22 protein-coding genes are annotated in these 25,055 nt (G+C 37.1%); 3 read left to right on the forward strand and 19 right to left on the reverse strand.

The annotated features are described in order from the left end of the window. Nucleotides 1–10: 10 nt before the first annotated feature. The 15 genes from greA to STRINF_RS09515 form a co-directional block, all read right to left on the reverse strand. Nucleotides 11–493 carry a transcription elongation factor GreA gene (gene greA, locus STRINF_RS09445; RefSeq protein WP_006532906.1) on the reverse strand — a complete coding sequence of 161 codons (483 nt, stop codon included), beginning with the start codon at nt 491–493 and terminating at the stop codon, nt 11–13. Nucleotides 494–576: 83 nt separating this feature from the next. Next, nucleotides 577–2,268, reverse strand: coding sequence for an endolytic transglycosylase MltG (gene mltG, locus STRINF_RS09450; RefSeq protein WP_006532907.1), 1,692 nt, complete (start codon nt 2,266–2,268; stop codon nt 577–579). A gap of 107 nt (nt 2,269–2,375) precedes the next feature. Then, nucleotides 2,376–2,870 carry a GNAT family N-acetyltransferase gene (locus STRINF_RS09455; protein ID WP_006532908.1) on the reverse strand — a complete coding sequence of 165 codons (495 nt, stop codon included), beginning with the start codon at nt 2,868–2,870 and terminating at the stop codon, nt 2,376–2,378. 54 nt (nt 2,871–2,924) lie between these two features. Continuing rightward, the gene (gene murC, locus STRINF_RS09460) at nt 2,925–4,256 is read right to left on the reverse strand and encodes a UDP-N-acetylmuramate--L-alanine ligase (protein WP_006532909.1); all 1,332 of its coding nucleotides are present in this window, start codon (nt 4,254–4,256) and stop codon (nt 2,925–2,927) included. A gap of 32 nt (nt 4,257–4,288) precedes the next feature. Then, entirely contained in the window at nt 4,289–4,813 is a 525-nt protein-coding gene (locus STRINF_RS09465; protein WP_014335205.1) for a hypothetical protein, read from the reverse strand. A gap of 322 nt (nt 4,814–5,135) precedes the next feature. Then, a complete protein-coding gene (locus tag STRINF_RS09470) occupies nt 5,136–8,228 on the reverse strand; it encodes a DEAD/DEAH box helicase (protein ID WP_043878456.1) in 3,093 nt (1,030 codons plus the stop codon). A gap of 145 nt (nt 8,229–8,373) precedes the next feature. Further along, nucleotides 8,374–9,687 carry a ribosome biogenesis GTPase Der gene (gene der / locus STRINF_RS09475; protein ID WP_006532912.1) on the reverse strand — a complete coding sequence of 438 codons (1,314 nt, stop codon included), beginning with the start codon at nt 9,685–9,687 and terminating at the stop codon, nt 8,374–8,376. A 137-nt stretch (nt 9,688–9,824) separates the two neighbouring features. Then, nucleotides 9,825–10,727: a primosomal protein DnaI gene (gene dnaI / locus STRINF_RS09480; protein WP_006532913.1), complete on the reverse strand. Its 903-nt coding sequence runs from the start codon at nt 10,725–10,727 to the stop codon at nt 9,825–9,827. Nucleotides 10,728–10,737: 10 nt separating this feature from the next. After that, nucleotides 10,738–11,889 carry a DnaD domain protein gene (locus tag STRINF_RS09485; protein WP_006532914.1) on the reverse strand — a complete coding sequence of 384 codons (1,152 nt, stop codon included), beginning with the start codon at nt 11,887–11,889 and terminating at the stop codon, nt 10,738–10,740. Further along, nucleotides 11,876–12,370: a transcriptional regulator NrdR gene (gene nrdR, locus STRINF_RS09490; protein WP_006532915.1), complete on the reverse strand. Its 495-nt coding sequence runs from the start codon at nt 12,368–12,370 to the stop codon at nt 11,876–11,878. The genes STRINF_RS09485 and nrdR overlap by 14 nt, the downstream gene beginning before the upstream one ends. 181 nt (nt 12,371–12,551) lie before the next feature. Further along, a complete protein-coding gene (locus tag STRINF_RS09495; RefSeq protein ID WP_006532916.1) occupies nt 12,552–14,021 on the reverse strand; it encodes a sensor histidine kinase in 1,470 nt (489 codons plus the stop codon). Then, nucleotides 14,021–14,713, reverse strand: coding sequence for a response regulator transcription factor (locus tag STRINF_RS09500; RefSeq protein ID WP_006532917.1), 693 nt, complete (start codon nt 14,711–14,713; stop codon nt 14,021–14,023). The genes STRINF_RS09495 and STRINF_RS09500 overlap by 1 nt, the downstream gene beginning before the upstream one ends. 240 nt (nt 14,714–14,953) lie before the next feature. Further along, entirely contained in the window at nt 14,954–15,490 is a 537-nt protein-coding gene (locus STRINF_RS09505) for a YceD family protein (RefSeq protein WP_043878457.1), read from the reverse strand. Between the two features lie 141 nt (nt 15,491–15,631). Further along, entirely contained in the window at nt 15,632–16,531 is a 900-nt protein-coding gene (gene htpX, locus STRINF_RS09510; protein WP_006532919.1) for a zinc metalloprotease HtpX, read from the reverse strand. 112 nt (nt 16,532–16,643) lie between these two features. Next, nucleotides 16,644–17,195: a LemA family protein gene (locus tag STRINF_RS09515; protein WP_014335211.1), complete on the reverse strand. Its 552-nt coding sequence runs from the start codon at nt 17,193–17,195 to the stop codon at nt 16,644–16,646. Between the two features lie 289 nt (nt 17,196–17,484). On the opposite strand from STRINF_RS09515, the gene rsmG reads away from it, so the two are divergent. The 3 genes from rsmG to ktrA all read left to right on the forward strand — a co-directional run bounded on the left by rsmG (nt 17,485) and on the right by ktrA (nt 20,320). Beyond that, nucleotides 17,485–18,198 (forward strand): 16S rRNA (guanine(527)-N(7))-methyltransferase RsmG, encoded by a 714-nt coding sequence (gene rsmG / locus STRINF_RS09520; RefSeq protein WP_006532921.1) that lies wholly within the window; start codon nt 17,485–17,487, stop codon nt 18,196–18,198. Between the two features lie 64 nt (nt 18,199–18,262). Next, on the forward strand, nt 18,263–19,636 hold the full coding sequence (locus tag STRINF_RS09525) for a TrkH family potassium uptake protein (protein WP_043878458.1): 1,374 nt from the start codon (nt 18,263–18,265) through the stop codon (nt 19,634–19,636). Between the two features lie 12 nt (nt 19,637–19,648). Next, nucleotides 19,649–20,320 carry a potassium uptake transporter gating subunit KtrA gene (ktrA, locus tag STRINF_RS09530; RefSeq protein WP_006532923.1) on the forward strand — a complete coding sequence of 224 codons (672 nt, stop codon included), beginning with the start codon at nt 19,649–19,651 and terminating at the stop codon, nt 20,318–20,320. A gap of 43 nt (nt 20,321–20,363) precedes the next feature. Here ktrA and STRINF_RS09535 read toward each other — a convergent pair whose 3' ends face one another. The 4 genes from STRINF_RS09535 to sstT form a co-directional block, all read right to left on the reverse strand. Beyond that, nucleotides 20,364–21,194 carry an energy-coupling factor transporter transmembrane component T family protein gene (locus STRINF_RS09535; protein ID WP_006532924.1) on the reverse strand — a complete coding sequence of 277 codons (831 nt, stop codon included), beginning with the start codon at nt 21,192–21,194 and terminating at the stop codon, nt 20,364–20,366. After that, complete coding sequence (locus tag STRINF_RS09540; RefSeq protein ID WP_006532925.1) at nt 21,187–22,866, reverse strand: ABC transporter ATP-binding protein; 1,680 nt, start codon at nt 22,864–22,866, stop codon at nt 21,187–21,189. The genes STRINF_RS09535 and STRINF_RS09540 overlap by 8 nt, the downstream gene beginning before the upstream one ends. Before the next feature lie 142 nt (nt 22,867–23,008). Further along, nucleotides 23,009–23,557, reverse strand: coding sequence for an ECF-type riboflavin transporter substrate-binding protein (locus STRINF_RS09545; protein ID WP_006532926.1), 549 nt, complete (start codon nt 23,555–23,557; stop codon nt 23,009–23,011). Between the two features lie 181 nt (nt 23,558–23,738). After that, nucleotides 23,739–24,959 carry a serine/threonine transporter SstT gene (gene sstT, locus STRINF_RS09550; RefSeq protein ID WP_006532927.1) on the reverse strand — a complete coding sequence of 407 codons (1,221 nt, stop codon included), beginning with the start codon at nt 24,957–24,959 and terminating at the stop codon, nt 23,739–23,741. Between the last annotated feature and the right edge of the window lie 96 nt (nt 24,960–25,055).

Here is a 25,055-nt window from a genome sequence, read left to right on the forward strand (position 1 = left end):
TTTTTTATGATTAAGCAGTTTTTTCAACGCTAATGATTTCAACATCGTAGCTTCCAGCAGGTGATTCGATCGTCACGATGTCACCTGTTTTTTTACCAATCAAAGCTTGAGCGATTGGGCTTTCGTTAGAGATACGACCTGAGAAGATATCAGCACCAGCAGCACCAACGATGTGGTAAACATCTTTATCAGTTGTTCCAACTTCTTGAACAGTAACTGTTTTACCGATAGCAACTTCATCTTTTGCTACAGCATCGCTATCAATGATTTCAGCATAACGGATTTTAGTTTCAATGTTTTGGATTTGACCTTCAACGAATGCTTGTTCGTCTTTTGCTGCATCATACTCAGAGTTTTCTGAAAGGTCACCGTATGAACGAGCGATTTTAATACGTTCAACAACTTCTGGGCGACGAACTAATTTTAGTTCTTCTAATTCTTGTTCAAGTTGTTCTTTTTCAGCAAGGGTCATTGGATAAGTTTTTTCTGCCATTTTCTATCTCTTTTCTAAAAATTTATTTTTTGGATAATCTACAAATACAAACATGATGTTAGTCACACCATGTTTGTCATCAATTATTCATTTATTTGACTATTAACATATTTTTCAACATTAGCTTTGTGGTCATCAAAGTTTTCTGAGTAGTAGATTTTACCTGTCTTAACATCTGCAACGAAGTAATAGTAATTCGTTGAAGCAGGGTTAACGGTTGCTTCGATAGCTGATAGGCTAGGAGCGTCTACCGGACCAGGCATCAAACCAGTGTTGGTATAAACATTATACGGTGAATCAATCGATGTGTCAATACTTGCATCAGCCGCTAGACTCGTCTCTTCACCAAGTTTACCCATTGCATACAAAATAGCAATATTACTTTGGAGTGGCATGTTATTATTCATGCGATTATAGAAGACACTAGCAATATTTCTGCGATCATCATCAGTTGAACCTTCTTTTTCAACTAATGATGCAAGTGTTAAAACATCATTAACTGATTTTCCACTTGCAGCAATAGTATCGTAGTACTGAAACATGTAAGAATCCATTGTTGAAATCATGTCCTCAACAATATCTTCCATACTTGTCTTTTCATAGTAGCTGTACGTTGCTGGGAAAAGGTACCCTTCTAGTCGATAAGTTACTTTATCAGCCTCAGGAAGACTACCTAAAAGTTTTGGATACTTAGCTGCCATTTTTGAAATAAAGGCATCATCTTGAACGACTTTCAAGAAATCATCAGCCGTATATGGCGTTGAAGCATGTTTCTTAGCTGAATTTTTAGTCACAGCTTCAGAAATTTGCTTGATCGTATAACCTTCAGTTACCAAGATTTTACCAAGTGATGGTTTTTCTGGTTGAGGTGTTCCACCTTCTTTAAGTTGTTTACAAATCTCATCCAAATCCATGCTTGGTTGCAAATTATAGTATCCACTTTGGAAATTGCTGTAATTTTTAAATTTTGTGTAGTAATTAAAGACAGTTGCACTCTTAATCACACCAGATTTTTCAAGGATTTGCCCGATGTATTTGTTCCCAGATCCTTCTGGAATATCAACCGTAATGTATTTCTTTGATGAACTATTAAGTGGCTTAATAGAACTGTCAACATAGCGGTATACAAAGAAACCTGTTGCGATTAAGGCAATGATAATTGCTGAAATTAAAAATAAAGCAATTTTTCCTGCTAAACTATTTGTCTTTTGACGTTTTCTTCTGCGTTTTGTTCCCACTTTATTCTCCAAGTCTGTCTCTGTTTCATCTGATTGGTCAGAATCTTGCTCAAATTGAAGATTATCTTCTGATTCAGACTCACCTGAAGGGATATCAGAAATATCTGGATTACCATCATAACCTACACCATCTGTTGCTCTCACAAGATAACTTTCTTGTTCATCATCAGCCTTAGCTGACTCTGCTCCATCAGGGTTAAAGGTCTGATCGATATTTCTCAGTACGTCTTTAATTTTTTGATTATCTATTTTGGTTTCAATCTGATTCTCAGCGAAAGCAGTTTTCGCTTTCTCTTCAAGGCGACGTTTTTCTTCTCGAATCTTAGCCTCTTGACGCTCTCTTCGATCTTCTGCTTCATATTCAGCCGTTAGTTCAGCCGTTCGACGCGCAAATTCTTCTGTTTCTTTTTCCTTTTGGCGAAGTTCTAAATCATGTTGCTTGCGTAAGCGATTAGCTTCTTCAAGTTCAGCTAAAATTTGCTCCTTAAAACTTTTTTCTTTTTGAGTTTTTGGCTTATCGTCGTTAAATTCGGTCAAAGCTTATCCTCCTACTCTTAAACAATCGCCATTATATCCTAAAATATAGCGAAAATCAACTCGCAGCAGTCTTTGTTATCTATTTTTAACAATCACTCTGTCACTTCTTATGCTACCGCTGGAGACTCCCAAACCATATTAAACCAAGTGGTTCCACCGTGTGCTGAGTCTGCCTCTCCTTCATCGATAAAACCATTTCTCTCATAGTAAGGGATAAGCTGCTCATGACAGGTCAAGGTGAGACCTATGCACTTTCTAGCAACAGCTAAATCTTTCATCGTAGCAAGCAAAGCCATCCCGAAACCTTGATTTTGAAAATCAGGAGCAATCGAAAGACTCGTAATAGCAATAAAACCTCCGTGGTCAGGATTTTTAACAACGTGATGGAATAAATCATCTGTTAAGTAACGTTGTCCAATCACCGGTCCTTCAATGTAACCACAAATCTCTCCATCAAGCTCAGCTACCAAGAAAGTATCTGGAATGGTCAAAATGCGCTCTTTCATATCCTCTTGACTTGCTGCTTCTTGCGCAGAAAAATTCTCACGCTCAATAGCTACGATAGCCTCTAAATCCTCAAGGCGTACATTTCTGATAATCATAAAATCCCCCACAAAAGAAAAAGAGCTTTCGCTCCTTTTCAAGATAATTGGTTATTATTGTGTGTTGTTAGCCAAGCTTGCCAACAATTCTTCAAATGAACGTTCATACATTTGGATATCACCAGCACCCATGAAGACATAAACAGCATTATCATGGTCAAGCAATGGTGATACATTTTCAAGAATGATAACTTTAGCTGATTTATTAATTTTAACAACTAAATCTTCTACTTTAACATCACCATGATCAACTTCACGTGCTGAACCATAGATTGGTGCCAAGTAAACTGAATCAGCTTGATTCAAAGCATTTGCAAATTCATCTAAAAGTGCAATTGTACGTGTGAATGTGTGTGGTTGGAAAACAGCCACGATTTCTTTACTTGGGTATTTTTGACGTGCCGCATCAAGTGTTGCAATGATTTCAGTTGGATGGTGTGCAAAGTCATCAATGATAGTTGTGTTGTTAATCACTTTTTCAGTGAAACGACGTTTAACACCACCAAATGTCTTCATGTGTTCTGCTACCAATTCAATATCAATGCCAGCTACGTAAAGGTTAGCGATAACAGCAGTGGCATTCAAGATATTGTGGCGACCAAAAGCTGGAAGGTGGAATGAACCAAGTTCTTCTTCACCATGTTTTACTTTGAAAGCAGATCCATTTGTTGTACGAACAACATCATAAGCCATAAAATCATCGCTATCTTTAAATCCATAGTAGTAAATATCTGCATCAGATGTGATTTTACGAAGATATGGATCATCACCGAACAAGAACAAAGCTTTTTGAACTTGTTTTGCGTAATCATTGAAAGCATCGAAAACATCATCAATGCTCTTGAAATAATCAGGGTGGTCAAAGTCGATGTTTGTGATGATTGAGTATTCTGGGTGGTAAGGCATGAAGTGACGTTGGTATTCGTCAGATTCAAAGACAAAGTAATTGCTGTTAGCTGAACCACGTCCAGTACCATCACCAATTAAGTATGATGTATCTGTAATATTTTTAAGAACATGTGCCATCAAACCTGTTGTTGATGTTTTTCCGTGTGCACCTGCTACACCAAAACTTGTGAATTGGCGCATGAAATCACCGAGGAATTCATGGTAACGTTTGAATTTGAAACCATTTTTGACAGCATAGGCAATTTCGACATTGTTATCTTCACGGAAAGCATTACCGGCAATTAATTCAACATCTGATGTGATGTTGTCTTCAGAAAATGGAAGAATTTCAATTCCTGCTTGTTCTAAACCACGTTGTGTGAAATAGTATTTACTAACGTCACTTCCTTGAACTTTGTGTCCCATTTGGTGCAACATCAAAGCAAGAGCACTCATACCAGATCCTTTAATTCCGATAAAATGATAGGTTTTAGACATGTTTTCTCCTCTATATACAACTGCAGTGCAGTTTATTTTGCATCGTCAAAGCGTGTTAAATTCAATTCTTGAGCCACTTTGTGTTCTCTTTGACTTTGCAAGACTTCCTTATTATAAATTTGACTTTCTTTTAAGAAGTCATAATTATTTTTCTTAGGTTTAGTTGTTGATGAATTATCTGGCTTTTTATAAGTTACGGGAATTTCTGCCAAGATATAATCATCTTGATGCAACCTTTCGGTTAAATGACTCAGACTGCTTGTAGGCTTTGCTGTTTTCTTAGGCAATGTTGCCTTAAGCTGTTGCTGTAAAGCTGCCTTAGAAGGCGCTTTAACTTCTTTTGAAAGATAAGCTTGACGTTTTCTTCGAATATCACGTCTTGCTTCTTCACGCGCTAACTCAGCATAAGATTTACCTTGAGTCACCGATTCTATGCGGCTGGCATCTTGTTCATCTTTGCCAACAAAATTATAGTCTCTAGTAACATCATCATAGTTTTTATCTTGATAAGCTCCGTGAATATTGGTAATCAAATCTTCATTTTCATATAAAGCCATTACTTTGGGTGGATTGCTTACTGGCTCCCCGTCTGCAACAAACGGAAAGCGTCTTTGATTTCTAATCACAGCGTCACATCCTCTCTTAACGTATTATGTTTATTAATTATCATCACTCACTAAGAAATATGGGGAACTTATCCTTGACAACCCCTCGTCCTAGTAACTAAGTGCTAGCGCTTAAAAACTAGGCCTAAGCCCCTAACTTTTTAAACGTAGCTCCAACTTTGTAGCATTTTTATTATAAACTAATTCATTACATTTTTCAAAGTTTTCATAAAAAGAAAGTCAGTCTCCCTTAAAGGTTAGACTGACTTAAAACTTAATGCTCTAATCCAAGGATTTCCTTGATTTCTTCGATGGTCATGCTTGCTCTTGTTTCATTACCATCAAGAACTGTCGTGACAAGATTTTTCTTGCTTTCTTGCATCTCAAGGATTTTTTCTTCAATAGTCCCGCGCGTAATCAAACGATAGACTTCAACATTTTCTTTTTGACCAATACGGTGAGCACGGCTGATGGCTTGCATTTCCACCGCTGGGTTCCACCAAAGGTCAATCAAAATAACTGTATCAGCCCCTGTTAGATTCAAGCCAACTCCTCCTGCTTTCAAAGAAATCAAGAAGGTATCTTTTGAACCATTGTTAAAGGCACGAGTCATTTCTTGACGAGCATTAGCTGGGGTCGAACCAGTAATCTTATAAGAAGTTAAACCTATTTCTTCAATCTCTTTTTCAGCAATGTCTAGCATGCCACGGAATTGTGAGAAGATAAGTGCTCGGTGACCATTTTCTTTGATTTGCGTTAACAAATCACGAAGACTATCAAGTTTTCCACTTTCTCCTTGATAATCCATAAAGAGCGCTGGGGTATCACAGATTTGACGCAGGCGTGTGATTCCTGATAAAATCTCGATTTTACGACGATTAATATCCGCATCTGAAGCTCCAGCAATGGTTTCTTGCATTTGACGGAGCTGCGCAAGATAAATGGCTTTTTGCTTGCGGTCAAGCTCATTTGGATAATTGATTTCAATCAAATCTGGCAACTCTGGCAGAACTTCTTCTTTGCGACGACGCATAATAAATGGCTTGATAAATCGTGCGACTTGTTTGGCATCCATTTTCAAAAAGCGTTTTTTATCTGGTAATAAACCTGGCAATACGATTTGGAAAATTGACCAAATTTCAAGGAGTTTATTTTCAATTGGCGTTCCTGAAAGGGCGAAGCAATTTTTAACTTTAAATTGACGCAAGTAATGCGCAATCTTCGTTTGGGTGTTTTTCATCACCTGTGCTTCATCCAAAATCAAATAATCAAAATTCAACTGATTGTATTCTGCAAAATCTTGGCGGAAAGAAGAATAGCTTGTAATCACCACCTGATGATTTTCAGTGATAATTTCATCACGCACAGCTTTTAAACCATAAGAAACAGCCACGTCAATCTCAGGCGCAAAGCGAGTGAATTCGTCTTTCCAGTTATAAATCAAACTTGACGGTGATAAGATTAAAATACGCGTTTCTTCTTTTAAGTGCGAAACTAGAAAAGCAATGGTTTGAAGGGTTTTACCCAGTCCCATGTCATCGGCTAGAATACCACCAAAGCCGTAGTGGTCAAGCATGGACATCCAACGAACACCAGTCATTTGGTAATCACGCAATTGTGTTTGTAGAGGTGGCAAAGTGACCTCGAATTCTTCTGGATGTGTTAAATCATGTGCTAATTGTTCAAATTCTTTTGAGAAGGAAATGCGATCATTTCCTTGGAACAAATCTGAAATTTGGAAAGCTGAAATAGCATCTAACTGCAAATGCCCATTATCCAGTTGTTTGGCACGTAAGTTTTGAAGAGTGCTACTAACACGCTGAGTTTCTTCATCAAAGACAACTAACTTACCAGCTCCATTGACAAAATAAGGTTGATTTTTAAAGAGTGCTTCTAAGGCATTATCAATATCATTTTCAAAAACCGTTGAAAAATCAAATGTGATATCTAGCAGACCACCTTTAGTATGAACAGAAACCTGTGGTTCTTCAAATTGACGCATTTCTTCAAGCTCATCAGACAAAGTGACCTGGCCTAGTCGTGCTAATTGTTCCAAAGTTCGTGTGAAGAAATCGTACAAATCCTTATCAGCTAGCGGCGCATGGTAAGACAAGAATGAAGCTGAAAAACCATTAGCTTCCAAGGTCCTAAAGACTTTTTCTTCATGTTTAAAATGACTGGCAAACGGTAATTCTTCAAGCTCACGTTTACTATGAACAGTGACATTGCCATAATCAAAAGAGACGTGCAATGCAACTTCTCGGTATTCATTGAGTTCTAAGTAAAAAGTTACTTTGAAATCACGAATATCAAAACTCTTCGGCGCTTCAACCTTACCCAGTTCTTTAAAATCTAAAAGACTAGCAGCTAATTTTGCTTGGTCGTCTAAATCAAAGAACAAATGTTTTGCCAAATCAGCCTCAATTGGCAAACTACGAATAGCCGTTAAAATCTTTTGTTGCTTCAAATTCAAACTGAAAATAAATCCATTTGTGAACAAAAAGGTATTATTAAAGAGCGGTTGATATTCTTTTTCACTAATGATTAATTCAATTGATTGACGATGAACCACCACTTTAAATTGAATTAAGTCTTCTGAACCACTTAGTGGTCTAAAAATCAGCTGCCCATACGTTTGATGATTGTGTTCAAATGAAAAATCATAAAGGTCATTAAAGAGGTTGATACCTTTTTCAAAAGTTCCACTTGTTAATGATAGATTTCGGCCATGATTTGGCAAAATATAATCAATATCAAGATGGTCACCATCTGGCAAGATTCGCCACAAAAATTGGATTAATTCTTGACTAGGCTCGTCAAATTGGATCAATGACAAAGGCTCAAAATAATTTTTCCCAATTTGATAGTACCCTTCATTTTTAACAACGGTCAAAAAAGCTTTTATGTCACGAACGACATAAGAACGCTCATCTGGTAATCGGTTAATTTTTAGAGTCCACCAATAATCGGATGAATAGGGACTTTGACTACCATGAGCTGCTAGACGATATTTTGTGGTATCGTCATCATTAATAACCAAACCATCCAAAAAAACACTACCAAACGAAGTATTCTTCTTGGTTTCTTGTTGTGTTTCTTGATGTGAGCTCAGTTCATCTGACAACACTTTTCCTTCTGAATTATTTTTAAGATAATATTCTACGGCTGCTAAATGCTCACAATATTTTTTCTTGGCAAAAAAGTCACAATCACATCTCACTTGTTCATCTTCTAATGAGTATTGAAGATGATGTTCGCCAACCTTTGCCTGAATTAAATCTTCTCGCTTACTGATAATTTCAACCAAACCTTGTTCGTAAAGTTCTATACCTTGATTGCGAATTCGACCTGGAATCATTCTACCCAATCTAAGCCACCACCTTTTTCCTTATCCTTTAATTATATCAAATTCAAGCCTCTTTAGCTTGAAAAAATGACTTTTTGATTTTATTTTTAGTGAAATTTATCAAAATACATCAAAAAAGCGCCCATTAGGGTGCTTTTAAATTTTATTATTTACGTTTGCGGGCAATCAAATTGATTGGTGTACCTTCAAAACCGAAAGCTGCACGGATTTGATTTTCCAAGAAACGCATATATGAGAAATGCATAAGCTCTTCTTCGTTAACAAAGATAACAAACGTTGGTGGTTTAACGGAAACTTGCGTGCCGTAGAAGATTTTCAAACGTTTACCTTTATCAGTTGGCGTTGGATTAATCGCAATCGCATCCATGATAACGTCGTTAAGAACAGCTGATGGGATACGTTTGTTTTGGCTTTCGCTGATTTTCTTAATCATTTCAGGCAATTTGTTCAAACGTTGTTTTGTTGCAGCAGATACGAAGATAATTGGTGCATATGACAAGAATTGGAATTGATCACGAATATCTTCTTCCCATTTAGCAACTGTATGATTATCTTTTTCAATAGTATCCCATTTGTTTACAACAATAATAATCCCTTTACCAGCTTCATGAGCAAAACCAGCAATACGTTTATCATACTCACGAATACCTTCTTCAGCGTTAATAACCATAAGAACAATGTCTGAACGGTCAATGGCACGCATTGAACGCATTACTGAGTATTTTTCAGTGTTCTCATAAACTTTACCAGATTTACGCATACCAGCGGTGTCAATCATTGTGTATTCTTGACCTTCGCTGTCAGTAAAGTTAGTATCAATGGCATCACGTGTTGTACCAGCAATTGGACTTGCGATAACACGTTCTTCACCAAGAATCGCATTAATCAAGCTTGATTTACCAACGTTTGGACGACCAATCAAACTGAATTTAATGATATCTGGATTTTCGTCTTCTTCTTCTTCGACTGGAAGATTTTCAACGATAGCATCCAAAACATCCCCTGTACCAATCCCGTGAACAGATGAAACTGGGTATGGATCACCAAGACCAAGTGAGTAGAAGTCGTAGATATCATTACGCATTTCTGGATTATCTACTTTATTGACAACTAAGATAACTGGTTTATTGGTACGGTACAAGATTTTTGAAACGTACTCATCAGCATCTGTAACACCTTCTTTTCCTGATACCACAAAGACGATAACATCTGCTTCTGTCATCGCAATATCAGCTTGGTGTTTGATTTGTTCCATAAATGGAGCATCAACATCATCGATACCACCTGTATCAATCAATGAAAACTTGCGGTTAAGCCATTCACCTGTTGTATAGATACGGTCACGAGTAACACCCTCGACATCTTCAACAATTGAAATACGCTCACCTGCGATACGGTTAAACAAAGTCGATTTGCCGACGTTTGGACGTCCGACAATAGCAACTGTAGGTAAAGCCATAATTCTTAATACCTGTTCGTTAAAACAGCTCAGCGCTACTTTAAGTGACTACTTGCCACACGAAAACATCTTGGATGTCTTCGCCGAAATTCCTTTCACATTCTTTTATCTATTATCACTATTAATGATTTGTACAATTAACGTCGATTTTCACCTTGAAGATGAATTTCTCGAGCTAAATAACGGATACGTTCCATAACACGTTTGGCTTGCCAAGTTTCATCACCAGAACGTGAGATTGAGAAGTGTTCTTCAAGTCCTTTAAAATCAAGGTTAGAAGTGAAGAACGTTAGAAGATTTTCTTGCATGCGATACTGAAGAATCACTTGGAACACATCATCACGAATCCAAGAACTTTGTTGCTCAGCACCAATATCATCCAGTACCAGAATCTCAGACTGCTTAATCTGGTCAATCTGCTCTTTCACAGTACCAGTATTAATGGCATTCTTAATGTCAACACAAAAAGTTGGAAAATGCAAGAGAGTTGTTGACTTACCATACTTAGCTGACAGGCGATTTGCTAAGTAAGCCATCAAGTAAGATTTCCCGACACCAAAAGTTCCAAAGACATAGAGTCCTTTTTGTGGTTTGTCCTCAAGATTTTTAATATAATCATTCAAATAATTATAAATCTCAATACGATTAGGATCCCCAAGGTCAATATCATCAGTTGAAATATGCTTCAGACTTGTTGGCAAACCAATCAAGGTCACACGTTTTTTAATATCTTGACGTTTTTTAGCTTCTACCAACTCGCGAGTCTCTAAATAAATGACATCAGCATATCCTTCATTCATGCTAAGAGCTGGCTTATAACCTTTTGCCACATATGAAACATCTTGATTTTGAAACTTCTCGCGTTCAACCATAAATTGGTTAAACTTAGGGAGGCTACGATTAATCTGCTCTTGAGTCAAGCCATTTGACGTGATAAAATCAGCAATTTCCTTATCCGCTAAAATAGCTTGAGTCAATTCATTAAGATCAGTTCGACTTTGGCGAAGCTGTTTAGCCAAGGTTTGTCCGATTTTTTCCATCACTCACTCCTTAATCTTCTAACATGCTACGTCTAAGCTCTTCAAGTTTTGCCTTTTCTTCAACTGTAGCAACATGTTTGTATTCTTTTGCTGTCCATTCTGGAACATTAGTTTTAGTCACTTTTGCTTTAGCTTTGCGTTCTTTATTTCGTTGCGTGAAACTACGCATCTTAAGAACAGCCGCTTCTGCTGTCGTAATTTTTTGGTAAGCAAAATCATTTGCCACCTTCATGATATAAGGTTTGTTGATATTGGCTGACTGCGTTTTATTCAAAGTGTAAAGAACCATCACATTAATGACTTCATCTAGGAAATCCATATTAGCCAGTTCTTCTAAAACTTTTCGCTCACTTTCAGTAACCACAGCACGACGGGGTGCTTTGATTTTTTCAAGAAATTCCTTGGCAGAAGCTTGTTTAGCTTCTCTGATGATCACTTGTTCTTTAGCATCAAATTGCTCTTTGGTTTGGTTATTAGCTGTTTTTTTCTGCTCAAGCTGTACCGTCATTCGTTGTGGCGAAATTTTGCCATTAATAGCCGTACTTTTTGCCAATTGATAAATGTCAAACCAATTCATGATGTATTTATCAGCTAGGCTATAAATCTTAACTACATCAGCTTTTTCATCTTTGAATTGCAAACCATCACGTAACATTAAACGCTCAAAACTGTCCAAATCAAAATGGTTTTTTGACACTGTCTTAGGCACTTTTGGATTTTCATCTACTGAAAAAATATCAGAGAACTTCTTAGAAACATCACGCGCACCATCAGGCAGAACCACATCCAACTCAGCCACCGCAACATCGCCAATCCGTTGTTCTAATAAACGACGGTAAATTGCATTAGCTAAGAACGTTTCACGATTTAAAGCTGGTTGTAATTTCAAAACATAAGCATCTCGTGTTTGGTATAAAACCAGTAAGTCTACTGCGGTTAAGATAGCCAGAGCTTCCTCGACTTCTTGCATGCTCAACTGTAAGTGATTCAAAATCTCACTAAACTTGTGACGTTTGATACCATCATCAAAGAAAGCAAGCAGATACTCATACAAAAGCACAGCATGGTTCCCGATAACAGGATGATATAGCTGACTTAGACTATCAGAATCCAACAAAACCTTATTGTTTTTGACATAAGAAAATTCATCAATCGGTCTCATTTAGCTTACTTCTTTTCTTTTTGCTACGCACACGATTCGTAATTTGCTGCAAAAGTTCCTCAATCTCATCAACATCTTTAAATGATTTATAAACTGAGGCAAAGCGAACATAAGTAATTTCATCAAGTTCTGCCAACTCATCCATAACCAGATTACCAATCACAGTACTCGGAACTTCACTTTCGTATTCACTACGAACTTTTTGTTCGATACGAGATACCACTTGTTCAATATCATCACTTGATACTGGACGTTTTTGTGCACTTTGAAAAATACCATTTAGGATTTTTTCTCGAGAAAATTGTTCACGCGTTCCGTCTTTTTTAATGACTAACAAGGGTAGTTCTTCAACGCGTTCAAAGGTTGTAAAACGTGCATGACAATTTTCACATTCTCGGCGTCGTCGAATCGTATTACCATCCTCTGCTTGACGGCTATCGATGACACTCGATTTATTATAATTACATTTTGGACAACGCATACAAACACCCCATTCTACCAATTATTCTAATACTTAATTCTAACATAAATTCACTCATTATGAAAGTAATACCAGTCCAAGCCGGTTCAGTTGTCGCTTTCCCTTTTCTAACAAAATATCATGACATACTTCATTAGAAAAACGAACAGACCGAGAAGAGAGCTCAGTCTGTCTTTTAATGTTATTTTGCCATAACCCTAGGGATAACTAAAGTAAACTCAGTTCCCTCGTCAACCACACTGCTAACACTAACTTTGAGGTTATAAGCATCTACGATTTGCTTAAGAATGGCTAAGCCAATTCCAAGCCCACCTTGTGTCGAAACACGATTACGTGACTTATCTGTGCGATAGAAACGTTCAAAGATATGGTTAAGGTCATCTTGTGAAATTCCCTCACCTTCATCACGAACTTTTACAATCGCATTCTCTCCTAAAACATCCAAAGTCACATGAATATTTCTACTACCTGAAGAATATTTAACACCATTATCAATTAAAATCAAAATAGCTTGTTCAAAATGATGTTTGTAAATTTCAGCATAGATACAATCATCAATCGTCGATGTCAAAGAGAAACGAAAATCAGGATACAAGATTCGGAAATTCCCTAACACAAGGTCAATAGATTGTTTCAAATCAGTAATTTCACCTTTATGAAGGTCAAAACTTCCTTGAACACGAACCATATCAAGCATATCATTTACCAAAATCGACATTCGATCAGCTTCATGGTAAGCAGCATCAAGACTTTCGCACAATGTTTCAGGGTCGTCTTTTCCCCAACGTTGAAGCAAACCTAGATGCCCTTTAATAACAGCAATCGGTGTTCGCAATTCATGACTCACATCACTAACAAAGCGCGTCTGACGTCTTGCATAACCTTCGATTTGCTCTAACATATTATCAAAAGTCGTTGATAATCTCTCAATATCATCACCAGATTTAATATCTGACCTTAAAGCCAAATCACTTGGATTTTCAGAAAGTTCATCTATAAACGCTTGAAACTCTCTTAAAGGCTTTAGGGAACGATGAGAAACCACCAGTAACATTTTAAAAATCAAACAAGCTTCAATCAGTTCAGAAACCAACAAAATCACAACCAAAACATGACGCGCCATATAATAGGTCGTAGGGTCTTGGTAAACCGTTACATAGCCGATAACTTCACGGCTATCTTTGAAATAAACTTTTTCACTTTGATAAAAACCATTAAAAGCTGATGAACGATGTTTAATCGTTTCACCAACTTTTCCAATTTTTATTGTTGATAAGACTTTATTGGTTGTCAAAACTAATTGTTTATTTTTATTAAAAATGGAAACATCTTGATTATCAAAAACCAAGTCATCAATGCCACCCTGCTTATCAAAGATATAAGTTTTATTACCTTCTTCGACAAGTGAACCTGTAGCATTGTACTGTTCCAACAAGTCTAATAATTTTTCTTCTGTTAAAGAAGTTTCTTTAGACAAAAACTCCCTAACAACTTCAGTGGCTTGTTCGGTATTGTAACGGTCTCGTTCAAGAAATATCTGAGTTACCCCAAAATAAATAAGCAAGTTGAAGACCGATAAAATAACCAAAACCCACTGAAGAGACGTTAAGGAAATCTTTTTAGATAATGACTTTTTAAAGTACTTTATCATTATTTTTCTCGAATAATATAACCCATTCCACGAACTGTTTGGATATATGATTCTTTACCAGGAATATCAATTTTACCACGTAGGTAACGGATGTAAACATCCACGACATTTGTTTCGATGTCTGTATCATAACGCCAAACACTTGCCAAAAGTTCTTCACGTGTCATTACGCGATTAACATTTGAAAGAAGCACGCTCAACAAATCGTATTCACGTTTTGTTAATGAAATTTCATCATCACCACGAACTGCAGAACGATTTTGTGGGTTCAAACGAAGACCTAAGAGACCTTCTTTTGCTTGACCTTCTTTGTCTTGTTTAGAATTAGCATCTTGACGACGGAATACTGCACGAACACGAGCAAGTAATTCTTCAATAGCAAATGGTTTTACAATATAATCATCTGCGCCACGGTCGAGACCAGCAACAATATCCATAATAGAATCACGAGCAGTCATCATGATAATTGATGTGTCTTTTTCCAAACGAAGACGACGTGTAATTTCGAATCCGTCCATATCAGGTAACATCAAATCCAATAGGATCAAATCAAAATCATCATCCAATGCAGTTTGAAGCCCTAAACGTCCATTTGTCTCAACAACTACTGAATACCCCTCATGTTGTAATTCTAAAGACACAAAGCGTGCAAGATTTTTTTCATCCTCAATAATTAAAATCTTTTTACTCATTGTCACCAACCTTTTATTTAATGTAAAGATTATAAAATCTAATAATTGCCTAGTACACAGCTATCGTTACCGTTTTAATTTTCGATCAATTTATGAGAAAGAATCCATCCATCACTCTATCCCTTTTTAATACAATTCTCAAAAATGACCTACTCAGCCAAGTATACTATATTGCCCTAAAAGTATATCAAAGTATAAACGATAATTCAAGAAAATTTTATCTTTTTAATAAAAATTATATTAATCCTCAAACAAGCCATTTAAAGCAGAAAATTGGTTGTTTTCTTTTTTCTTTTCATCTTGTAATGCTTCGTATTGTTCTTCTGTCATGACAGACCAATTTTGTCCTGATGGCATGTCATCTGATTGACGTTCTTCATCACTCAGGACTTGCATAGGAATTGTTAAAAGAATATTATCAATCGCACTTTCTTCTAAATCAATAACATCCTCTTCTAATACTAAAGCAAGATTTTCTTTGACCAAGTCTTCTTTGGCGTGAAGGTCAGCTGACTCAACAAAGACCTCTGAAACGTCTTCAACTTGATGAACATCGACAGGTTGCATTGAACGACTTGATGGTAAAGTAATTGTATAATCCAATCGATAATTCAATAGGTACAATCCATCATCGTATGAAACAATTCCGTTTACAGAAACTGCTTTGACATCTAAAACTTCGCTTGAGCGTTGCATTAATTTTTCTTTAATATTCAAAGATTCATTAAAAGCAATCCCCTCAGTATTTTTCTTTATTTCTGAAATAGCTATCATCATTATTTTACCTCTTTTAAATTTCCTTACCATTATACCAGCTTTTTTAGCTCTTGTCTTTATGATATTGATGTCAAATTCATTATATTAGAATTCTTATGAATAATGGATAAAAGCTCACAATAACTTGTGAGCTTTTACCATTTACATATGACGAAGACGATCGATTCGATCGGCAATAGATGGATGGGTGTTAAAGAGTGAACTAAATCGTTCACCTTTTTTAAGTGGGTCATTAATATACAAGGCAGCACTAGCCTGGTCCACCGGATGATGCATTGGTGATGAGTCTTCAAGTTTTTGAAGAGCCTTAATCATGCCTTCTGGATTTCGTGTTAATTCCACAGAACTAGCATCGGCAAGAAATTCACGTTGACGTGAGATGGCAAGCTGAACTAAGGTAGCAGCAAGTGGTGCCAAGAAAAGCGAAATCAAAGACAAGATGAGCACAATAATCCCCATAGCTCCTTCGTCACGATCATTAGAGCGGCGGCGATTACTTCCACCGAACCACATCATACGACTTCCAAAGCTTGCAATCATTGTCACAGCACTAGCAAGAGCGACAGCAATTGTTGAGATACGAATATCATAATTTCGAATGTGGCTAACTTCGTGTCCGATAACTCCTTCAAGTTCTTCACGATCCATCAAAGCTAACAAACCTGTTGTTGCTGCCACGGCAGCATTTTCAGGGCTTGACCCTGTGGCAAAAGCATTAAGCGACTCATCCTCAACAATAAAGACACGTGGCATTGGAATTTGTGCAACCATAGCCATATCTTCAACGATATGATAAAGTTGTGGTGCCTCTTCTTCAGTCACTTCACGCGCATTATTCATTGCCATGACGACATTAGTGGATTGAAGAATCATGCTCACTGCATAAATACCACCGATAATCAGAGCAATGACAACACCAAAACTTAAACTATCTAACCAAAGGTATCCAACTGCTGCACCGATAGCTGCTAAAATCAAGAAGAAGACAAAGAGCAAAACAACTGTCTTGCGCTTATTGCTGGCAATTTGATCATATAACATAATTTTCTCTTATAATGAAAGAGTCTCTCTAAGCTCATTGAACCACCTAAAGAGACTCTTTATATTCCTTTCGTTTAAGATAACTTGTCTTAAAAGTTATTTTTTGAATTGATTAAAAATCAAATGATACTTTTGGTGTTTCTTTTTCATCTTCAGGTGTTTCCAAAAATTGGCTTGGTTTAAATCCGAAAAGACCTGCAATAATATTAGTTGGGAATGTTTCCAACTTCACGTTGTAGTTTGCTGTAGTTGTGTTGAACAATTGACGTGAATAAGAAATTTTATTTTCAGTATTTGTCAATTCGTCTTGCAATTTAATAAAGCTATTATTTGCTTTAAGTTCAGGATAATTTTCAGCAACAGCAATCAAGCCTGACAATTGTTTTGTAAGAGCGTTTGAAGCATGCATTGCTTCTGCAGGGCTTTGTGCTTGTGCTACTTGGCTACGCAATTCTGTAATTTTAGCAAATGTTTTTTCTTCATAAGCAGCATAACCTTTAACTGTTTCAATTAAGTTTGGAATCAGGTCATTACGACGTTTCAATTGAACATCGATTTGACTCCAAGATTCTTTGGTTTGCATGCGGCTTTTCACAAGTCCATTATAAGCAGTAACTCCCCAGAGTACTAGGACGGCAATGATAGCAATAATAATAAAAATCATAAATTCCTCCTCGGGTATGACACCCATTCTAACTGAATTAAGCTTTCTAACCCCAAGGCTCTAGGTAAAAAGCTTCCCACGAAAACGATTTAAATCTTTTCAAAACCATTATATCAATTTTCATCACAATCTAAAAGAAATTAGCTAAAGTCTGCTAAAATTGACCGTATCCAAAACAGGTCATAGATATCACTCCAAAACTTTTTATGGTAAAATAAGGTGATATAGATTGAAATGGAAAGGACAATTAAAGAAAAGGAGTTTAAATCACTTTCTTTAAACAAACAATATGACACCTGAAGAATTTTATGACAAACTTCGTCAGCAAGGATTTGACTTGACTGATACTCAAAAGAAACAATTTGAACGCTACTTCGAGCTTTTGGTTGAATGGAATCAAAAAATCAATTTGACAGCCATCACTGACAAAGAAGGCGTTTATCTTAAACACTTTTACGATTCTATTGCACCTGTTTTGCAAGGCAAAATCACTAACCAAGATGTTCGCCTCTTGGATATTGGAGCTGGAGCTGGTTTTCCAAGTATTCCTATCAAAATCTTGTGCCCAGCTATTGATGTGACAATCATCGATTCACTAAACAAACGCATCAATTTCCTTAATCGTTTGGCTGATGAACTTGGTTTAGACGGTGTTCACTTCTACCATGGACGCGCTGAAGATTATGGACAAGATAAGGCTTTTCGCGCTAGCTATGATATCGTAACAGCACGCGCTGTTGCCCGTCTTCAAGTTCTAACAGAATTAACTATTCCTTTCTTGAAAGTCGGCGGTCAATTGATTGCACTTAAAGCTTCTGCTGCCGAAGAAGAATTAGCTGATGCTAAAAATGCTATGTCCGTCCTCTTTTCAAAACTTATTGAAAACTATCACTATGAATTACCAAATGGTGATAGTCGTCAAATCACTATTCTTGAAAAGAAAAAAGAAACACCAAACAAATACCCACGAAAAGCGGGTATGCCAAATAAAAAACCTCTTTAATGGGACGATGTGGCTTGCTATAATAGCCACTTAATTGCTATCTTTATAGAAAGGGATATTTCAATTGACTAGATTTTTAAAACGGCTATCTGGCACTCAACGGTTAACCTTTAGTTTTTTGATTGTCATCTTGATAGGAAGCATCTTGTTATCACTTCCTATTACCCACTACCAAAACGCCCCAGCAACAGGATATCTTGACCACTTATTTACAGTGGTTTCGATGGTTTGTGTGACTGGTTTATCGGTCTTTCCTGTGGCTGATGTTTACAACGGTCTTGGACAAGTCATTGCTGTCATTTTGATGCAAATTGGTGGTCTTGGATTGGTAACCTTGCTTGCCGTTAGTACCTATATCCTTAGAAAAAGGATGAACTTATCTGAACAACATATCTTACAATCCGCCCTTAGTTATGACAATAGTGGTCACCTTAAACGTTATTTGTTCAACGTTTATAAGATTACCTTTATTATTGAAAGCTTGATTGCAGCGCTATTTCTCATCGATTTTATTCCGAGATTCGGACTGGGACACGGAATTTTCAATGCTATCTTCCTTGCAGTTTCTGCTTTTTGTAATGCTGGTTTTGATAACCTTGGTGGAGATAGTTTAAAACCTTTTGTTCTCAATCCACTGCTTAATCTACTCTTTATGGCTTTGATTATTTCTGGGGGGATTGGTTTTGCTGTTTGGGTTGATATCAAAAGAGCTATCAAGCACTTCTTTGCGGATAGACCATATCGCTTCAAAACTTTTACACGCCAACTAAGCAATCAAACACGCTTGGTGCTTACCACTACAGCTGTTCTCTTACTTCTAGGAACAGTGCTAACTTGGCTTATCGAGGCTAATAACCCTAAAACCATTGGGCAATACAATCTACTCCAGCAATTTATGGTTAGCTTATTTCAAGCGGTCACAATGAGGACCGCTGGCTTTGCAACCATTTCTTATCTGGACACTCATCCCGCCACTAACATCCTCTACATAATTCAGATGATTATCGGTGGTGCTCCAGGCGGTACTGCTGGTGGGGTGAAAGTGACAACGGTAGCCATTACTTTCTTACTCTTTAAATCAGAATTAGCTGGTCAAACAGAAGTAACTTTCCGCCACCGCATTATTCCAAATCGTGTCATCAAACAAACGTTGACAGTTCTGATTTTCTTCTTCTCAGTCTTAATTGTTGGCTATGTGCTTCTTCTTCAACTAGAACCACATCACGACCCTTTGGCACTGCTATTCGAAGCTGTCTCTGCCATTGCTACGGTCGGGGTTTCCATGGATTTAACACCACAATTATCAACTGGTGGAAGACTTATTATCATGGCTATGATGTTTATCGGACGTGTCGGTCCGCTTACCGTTCTTCTTAGCCTACTTCAAAAGAAAGAAAAAGATATTCAATACGCACAGACAAATATTACCGTCGGTTAGAAAGGGAAATTTATGCGAAAAAAAATATTTGGTGTTCTTGGCCTTGGGATTTTCGGACGAAATGTCGCCAAAGAACTTAGTAAATTTGAACAAGACGTTATCGCAATCGACGTCAACCCAAGCTTTGTTCAAAATGTTTCTGACGTGGTCAAAAAAGCTGCCGTTGGAGACATTACTGACATTGACTTTTTGAAAGCTCTTGGGATTAACCAATGTGACACTGTCGTGGTCGCTACTGGTAATAACCTCGAATCATCTGTTCTAGCGGTAATGCACTGTAAGAAACTTGGTGTGAAAAATATCATTGCTAAAGCTAAAACCAAAACGTATGAAGAAGTTCTTTACGGTATCGGGGCTAGCAAAGTCATCATGCCAGAACGTGACTCAGGTAAACGTGTCGCTGCCAATATGCTTCGCCACCACATCGAAAACATTGTTCACTTGGAAGAAAAATTAGCCATGGTAGAATTTTCTGTTCCAGATTCTTGGGTTGGTAAAAATCTAATTCAACTAGATATTCGAAACAAATACGAAATCAATATCATTGGCACTCGTCAAACAACATCATCAGCTATCGATACTCACATCGATCCCAACAAAGCATTTGAAGCTGATACAGAAGTCATTGCAATCGCCAGTGATGATACCTTTGAAAAATTCGATTACCTTGGTTACTTAAAATAAACAGAAAAGCGTAATGCTCTAAAGAGCATTACGCTTTTCTATTTTATTGCCATGGATTGTAAAATCTACCATGATTCCATTTAAAAAGTAACAATGTCACTGCCACAATCAAAACAGCTAAAACAATTGTCATAATATCTGCTGAAGTGAAATTTGTATAAGTGTACCAAGTACGCTTTTTATTTTTCCCGAAACGGCGCAACTCCATCGCTGTTGAAACCGTGTCAATACGTTCAAGAGAACTGAAAATCAAAGGAATCACAATTTGTAAATTTCCTTTAATACGTTTCATCAATTTCTCTTTTGAAGATAATTCAAGTCCTCGCGCTTCTTGAGACATTCGAATCATGTAAAATTCTTCCTGAACATCTGGAATGTAGCGTAGTGTTAAACTAACGGCATAAGCCACCTTATAAGGAACACCAATTTGATTAAGGCTTGAAGCAAATTGACTAGGGTGCGTTGTCATCAAAAATAGAACTGCTAAAGGTACTGTACAGAAGTATTTTAAGGCCAAATTAAAGAGATAAAATAATTCCTGACTAGTTAGATAGAAACGACCGTAACCTTGCCATAAGACCGTTTTAGCACCGTATATACTCTCACCATAACTTGGTTCAAATAAATAGACCATTATCACATTCAAAAGCGCAAAGAAGCCAATGAACTTAATCACAAATGATACTTGTTTCCAGCGAATATTTGCCAATTTAAATAACAAAAGTGAAGTCACAGCAACAAGTGCAATCAAGCGTGTGTCATAAGTTGTCATGCAAGCTACTGATACCAAGATGAAGAAGATTAATTTACTAGCTCCAGATAAGTGGTATAGGAAGCTTTGACCACTTTGATAACCAATAAAATGATTAGCCATTGCATCCTCCTTGCTGTTTAATATAATAACGCGTCAAATCAATCGGGTTAATACCGATTTTTTCAGCCAAGTCAAAAAGACTTGTTTTTTTCAGATTAGCTTTTTCCAATACTTCGGCTTGACAAAAAAGGGCAACTGGGGAACAATCTGCAATGATTTTCCCATCGCTCACCACAATACTACGGTCTGAATACTCTAACATCAGCTGCATATCATGCGTAATCATGATAATAGTGTGTCCAGCTTTGTTTAGCTGATTGAGGAAGGTCATGATTTCAGTGTAATGGCGTTTATCTTGCCCAGCTGTTGGCTCATCCAATAAAATAATCTCTGGATTCATAACCAAAACAGAAGCAATGGTCACACGTTTCTTCTGTCCAAATGATAAAGCTGAAATCGGCCATTTTCTAAATTCATACAAACCACAAACTTTTAAGGTCTCAAGAACACGTTTTTCAACTTCTTGCTCATTCACCCCACGTAAGCGAAGACCTAATGCAACCTCATCAAAAATCATAGTTTGACTAATCATCTGATTTGGATTTTGAAGGACGTAGCCGATTTTCTCAGCGCGTTCTTTAATAGAATCTTCCATGATTGATTGTCCTTGATAGCAAATATCACCTGCTGTTGGTTTGATGAATTGGCAAAGAGCTTTGGCTAAGGTTGATTTTCCTGCACCATTTTTCCCAACGATGGCAATACGTTCACCTTTATGAATAGCAAAGCTAATATCTTTTAAAATCGGTTGATTTTCCTGATAACTAAACTTTAGCTGCTTCACTTCTAAAATAGGGTCTTTTGGCACTGTATTTGCTGATTGACTTAAACCAGCCACGGTAATATCCGATAAATCTAACTGACTTAAATCTGACAAATGCTCTGCTTTGGTCACATCGACATTTAAATCTTTCAAAGCTGTCACATAAAGAGGCTCACGAATTCCATTTTCAACCAACAAGTTAGTCTTTAGAAGATCATCTGGATGCCCATCAAATAATATCTGACCATCATTAATCAAAATAACTTTATCCACCTGACGATAAAGCACATCCTCAAGACGGTGTTCAATAATAATCGTTGTCGTTTGCCCTTCTTGGTGAATACGATCAATCAGTTCAATCGTTTCTTGCCCAGATTTAGGATCTAAATTAGATAGTGGTTCATCAAAAAGTAAAATTGGACTTTCATCAATCAAAACACCTGCTAAGCTCACGCGCTGCTTCTGACCACCCGATAAATCCTGTGGACGGCTATCTAGGAATGCCGTTAAATCGAGCTTATTAGCCCAATAATTGATCTTGTCAGTCATTTGATCCAACGGAAGACAGTCATTTTCAAGCGCAAATGCTAAATCCTCTGCCACTGTTAGGCCAATAAACTGGCCATCTGGGTCTTGCAAGACCGTAGACACAAGATGCGATTTGTCATAAATCGACAAATCAAAAGCATCCTTGCCTGCAATGGTCAATTGACCTCTTTTTTCACCATGATTAATGTTTGGAATAATCCCATTTAAACACTGTCCAATGGTTGATTTTCCTGATCCCGACGGTCCAACAATCAAGATCTTCTGTCCTTTCTCAATAGATAGATTAAGGTATTTTAAGGTCGGCTCTGCTTGAGCATCATATTTAAAAGTGAAATCCTTAAACTGAATAAGGGGCTCCATGAATTTTCTCCTAAAAAATGATTAAGAGTAGGATAACCTTATCATCCTACCCCGTTAAAAACGGCTCGCATGCGAGCCCGCATAATACTAGAATGCTATGTGATAGCCAAAACAGAACTCCTAGCCCTACTTTTCAAAAAAATTAATCTTTTGTTAGACTACCTGATTGTGTACGTGTTTTTGAGTAGACGGCTAAAAGCAATGACCCGCCAATAGCAATCGTCAAGCTATTAATAGCAGCTGATAGAATACCTTGAGTAAAGACTTTACTTGCTGGTTCACTATAAATCAAAATGTCACCATACGGTGCAATGATGCCCCAACCAATAACATTAGCTAGGATTTGTGCACTGTTAAACCATACCAAATCTTTTTCAGTTAATTGACCTTTTTCAATCTTGATTTTTTTAGCCACAAGTCCGATAGCTAGACCAATCAAACCACTCACAAGGACCCATGTCCACCATGGTGAACCATATTGAAGAGCGTCTTTCAAAGCATGTCCGATAAAGCCAGAAAAGAATCCAACAGTTGGACCATAAACAACAGCAAATAGAGCAACCACTGCGTATTGCAATTGAAGATTTGTATTTGGAATTGGTGTTGGAATATTAACCAATGTTCCGATGATAATAAACAGTGCAGCACCAATCCCTGTAGCCACAACAGTCTTGATTGAATTATTTTTCATGACTTATTCTCCTTTATAATAAACTTATCTATTTTTCTAAGTATAATGCTTTAGAAACCTTATTTAACGCCGTTTTATTTTACCACAAATAAAGGACATTTTAAAGACGCTTATTTGTTTGAACTAGTCATAAAAGAGCTTTATATAAAAAATAGCCGAGCTTTCGCCCAGCTATCTAGTATTAATTAACTTTTTTCTTTTTACCCCAAACAGATTTTTCAGCAACTGCTGTAAAGAGAACATCTGTTGAAGAGTTTAGGGCTGTTTCACATGAGTCTTGAACAACCCCAACAATAAATCCGATACCAACTACTTGCATTGCAAGGTCGTTTGAAATACCAAACAAGCTACATGCAACTGGTACTAGAAGAAGTGAGCCTCCAGTAACTCCTGATGCTCCACAAGCAGACACAGCAGATAAAATACTAAGCAATAAAGCTGTTGGAAAATCGACGTGAATGCCTAGCGTATTAACCGCAGCAAGTGTCAAAACATTAATTGTGATGGCAGCACCACCCATATTGATTGTAGCACCAAGTGGGATAGATACCTTGTAAGTATCTTTGTTCAAGCCTAACTCTTCACAAAGTTTCATATTAACGGGAATGTTAGCTGCAGAACTACGTGTGAAGAAGGCTGTCAATCCAGAATCTTTCAAGCAACGGAAAACCAATGGATATGGATTTTTGCGCATGAAGAGAAAAGCAATAAATGGATTAATAACTAAAGCTACAAAAAGCATTGTTCCCACAAGAGCTAAAATCAAGAAACCATAGTTTGCTAAAATCTTAACCCCGTTATCTGAAATTGTTTTAAAGACAAGGCCTAAAATACCAAATGGTACTAAATTAATAATCCAACGAACCACTTGTGACGTAACATCAGCGATAGTTTGTAAAAGCTCTTTCGTTTCTTTATTTGAATTTCTAAAAGCAAGACCAAAAATAACAGCCCAAGTCAATACACCGATATAGTTAGCTGTTCCCAATGCATTAATTGGGTTATCAACCATTTGTAGTAGAAGACTGTGGAAAACCTGCCCAACTCCTTCAGGAGATGACAATTTTGGTTGCGTGGCAGTATCCAAGGTCAGAGTGATTGGGAAAAAGTAGTTCACCACAACTGCTACTAGGGCAGCTGCTAAGGTCCCAACAAGATAAAGTCCAATAATCGTTGACATATTGGTCTTTTGTCCCTTTTCATTTTGTGACAATGCGCTAGCAACCAAAACAAAGACAAGTAATGGCGCTACCGCTTTAAGCCCACCAACGAACAAATCACCTAGGATACCAATAGCTGAAACCTTAGGAAGAGTCATTCCTAAAATAAATCCAAGAATAACACCAATGATGATTCGTTTGATGAGACTAGTTCTATTCCAAACATTAATAAATCGTTTCATGGTAGCTCCTCAAAAAAATATTAACGGTTTTAATCATAATATAAAACAAGCACTTCGTCAAACGAATTATGGCAGTTTTTATGCCATGACAGCACT

It is taken from the genome of Streptococcus infantarius subsp. infantarius ATCC BAA-102 (assembly GCF_000154985.1).
Lineage (GTDB): Bacteria > Bacillota > Bacilli > Lactobacillales > Streptococcaceae > Streptococcus > Streptococcus infantarius.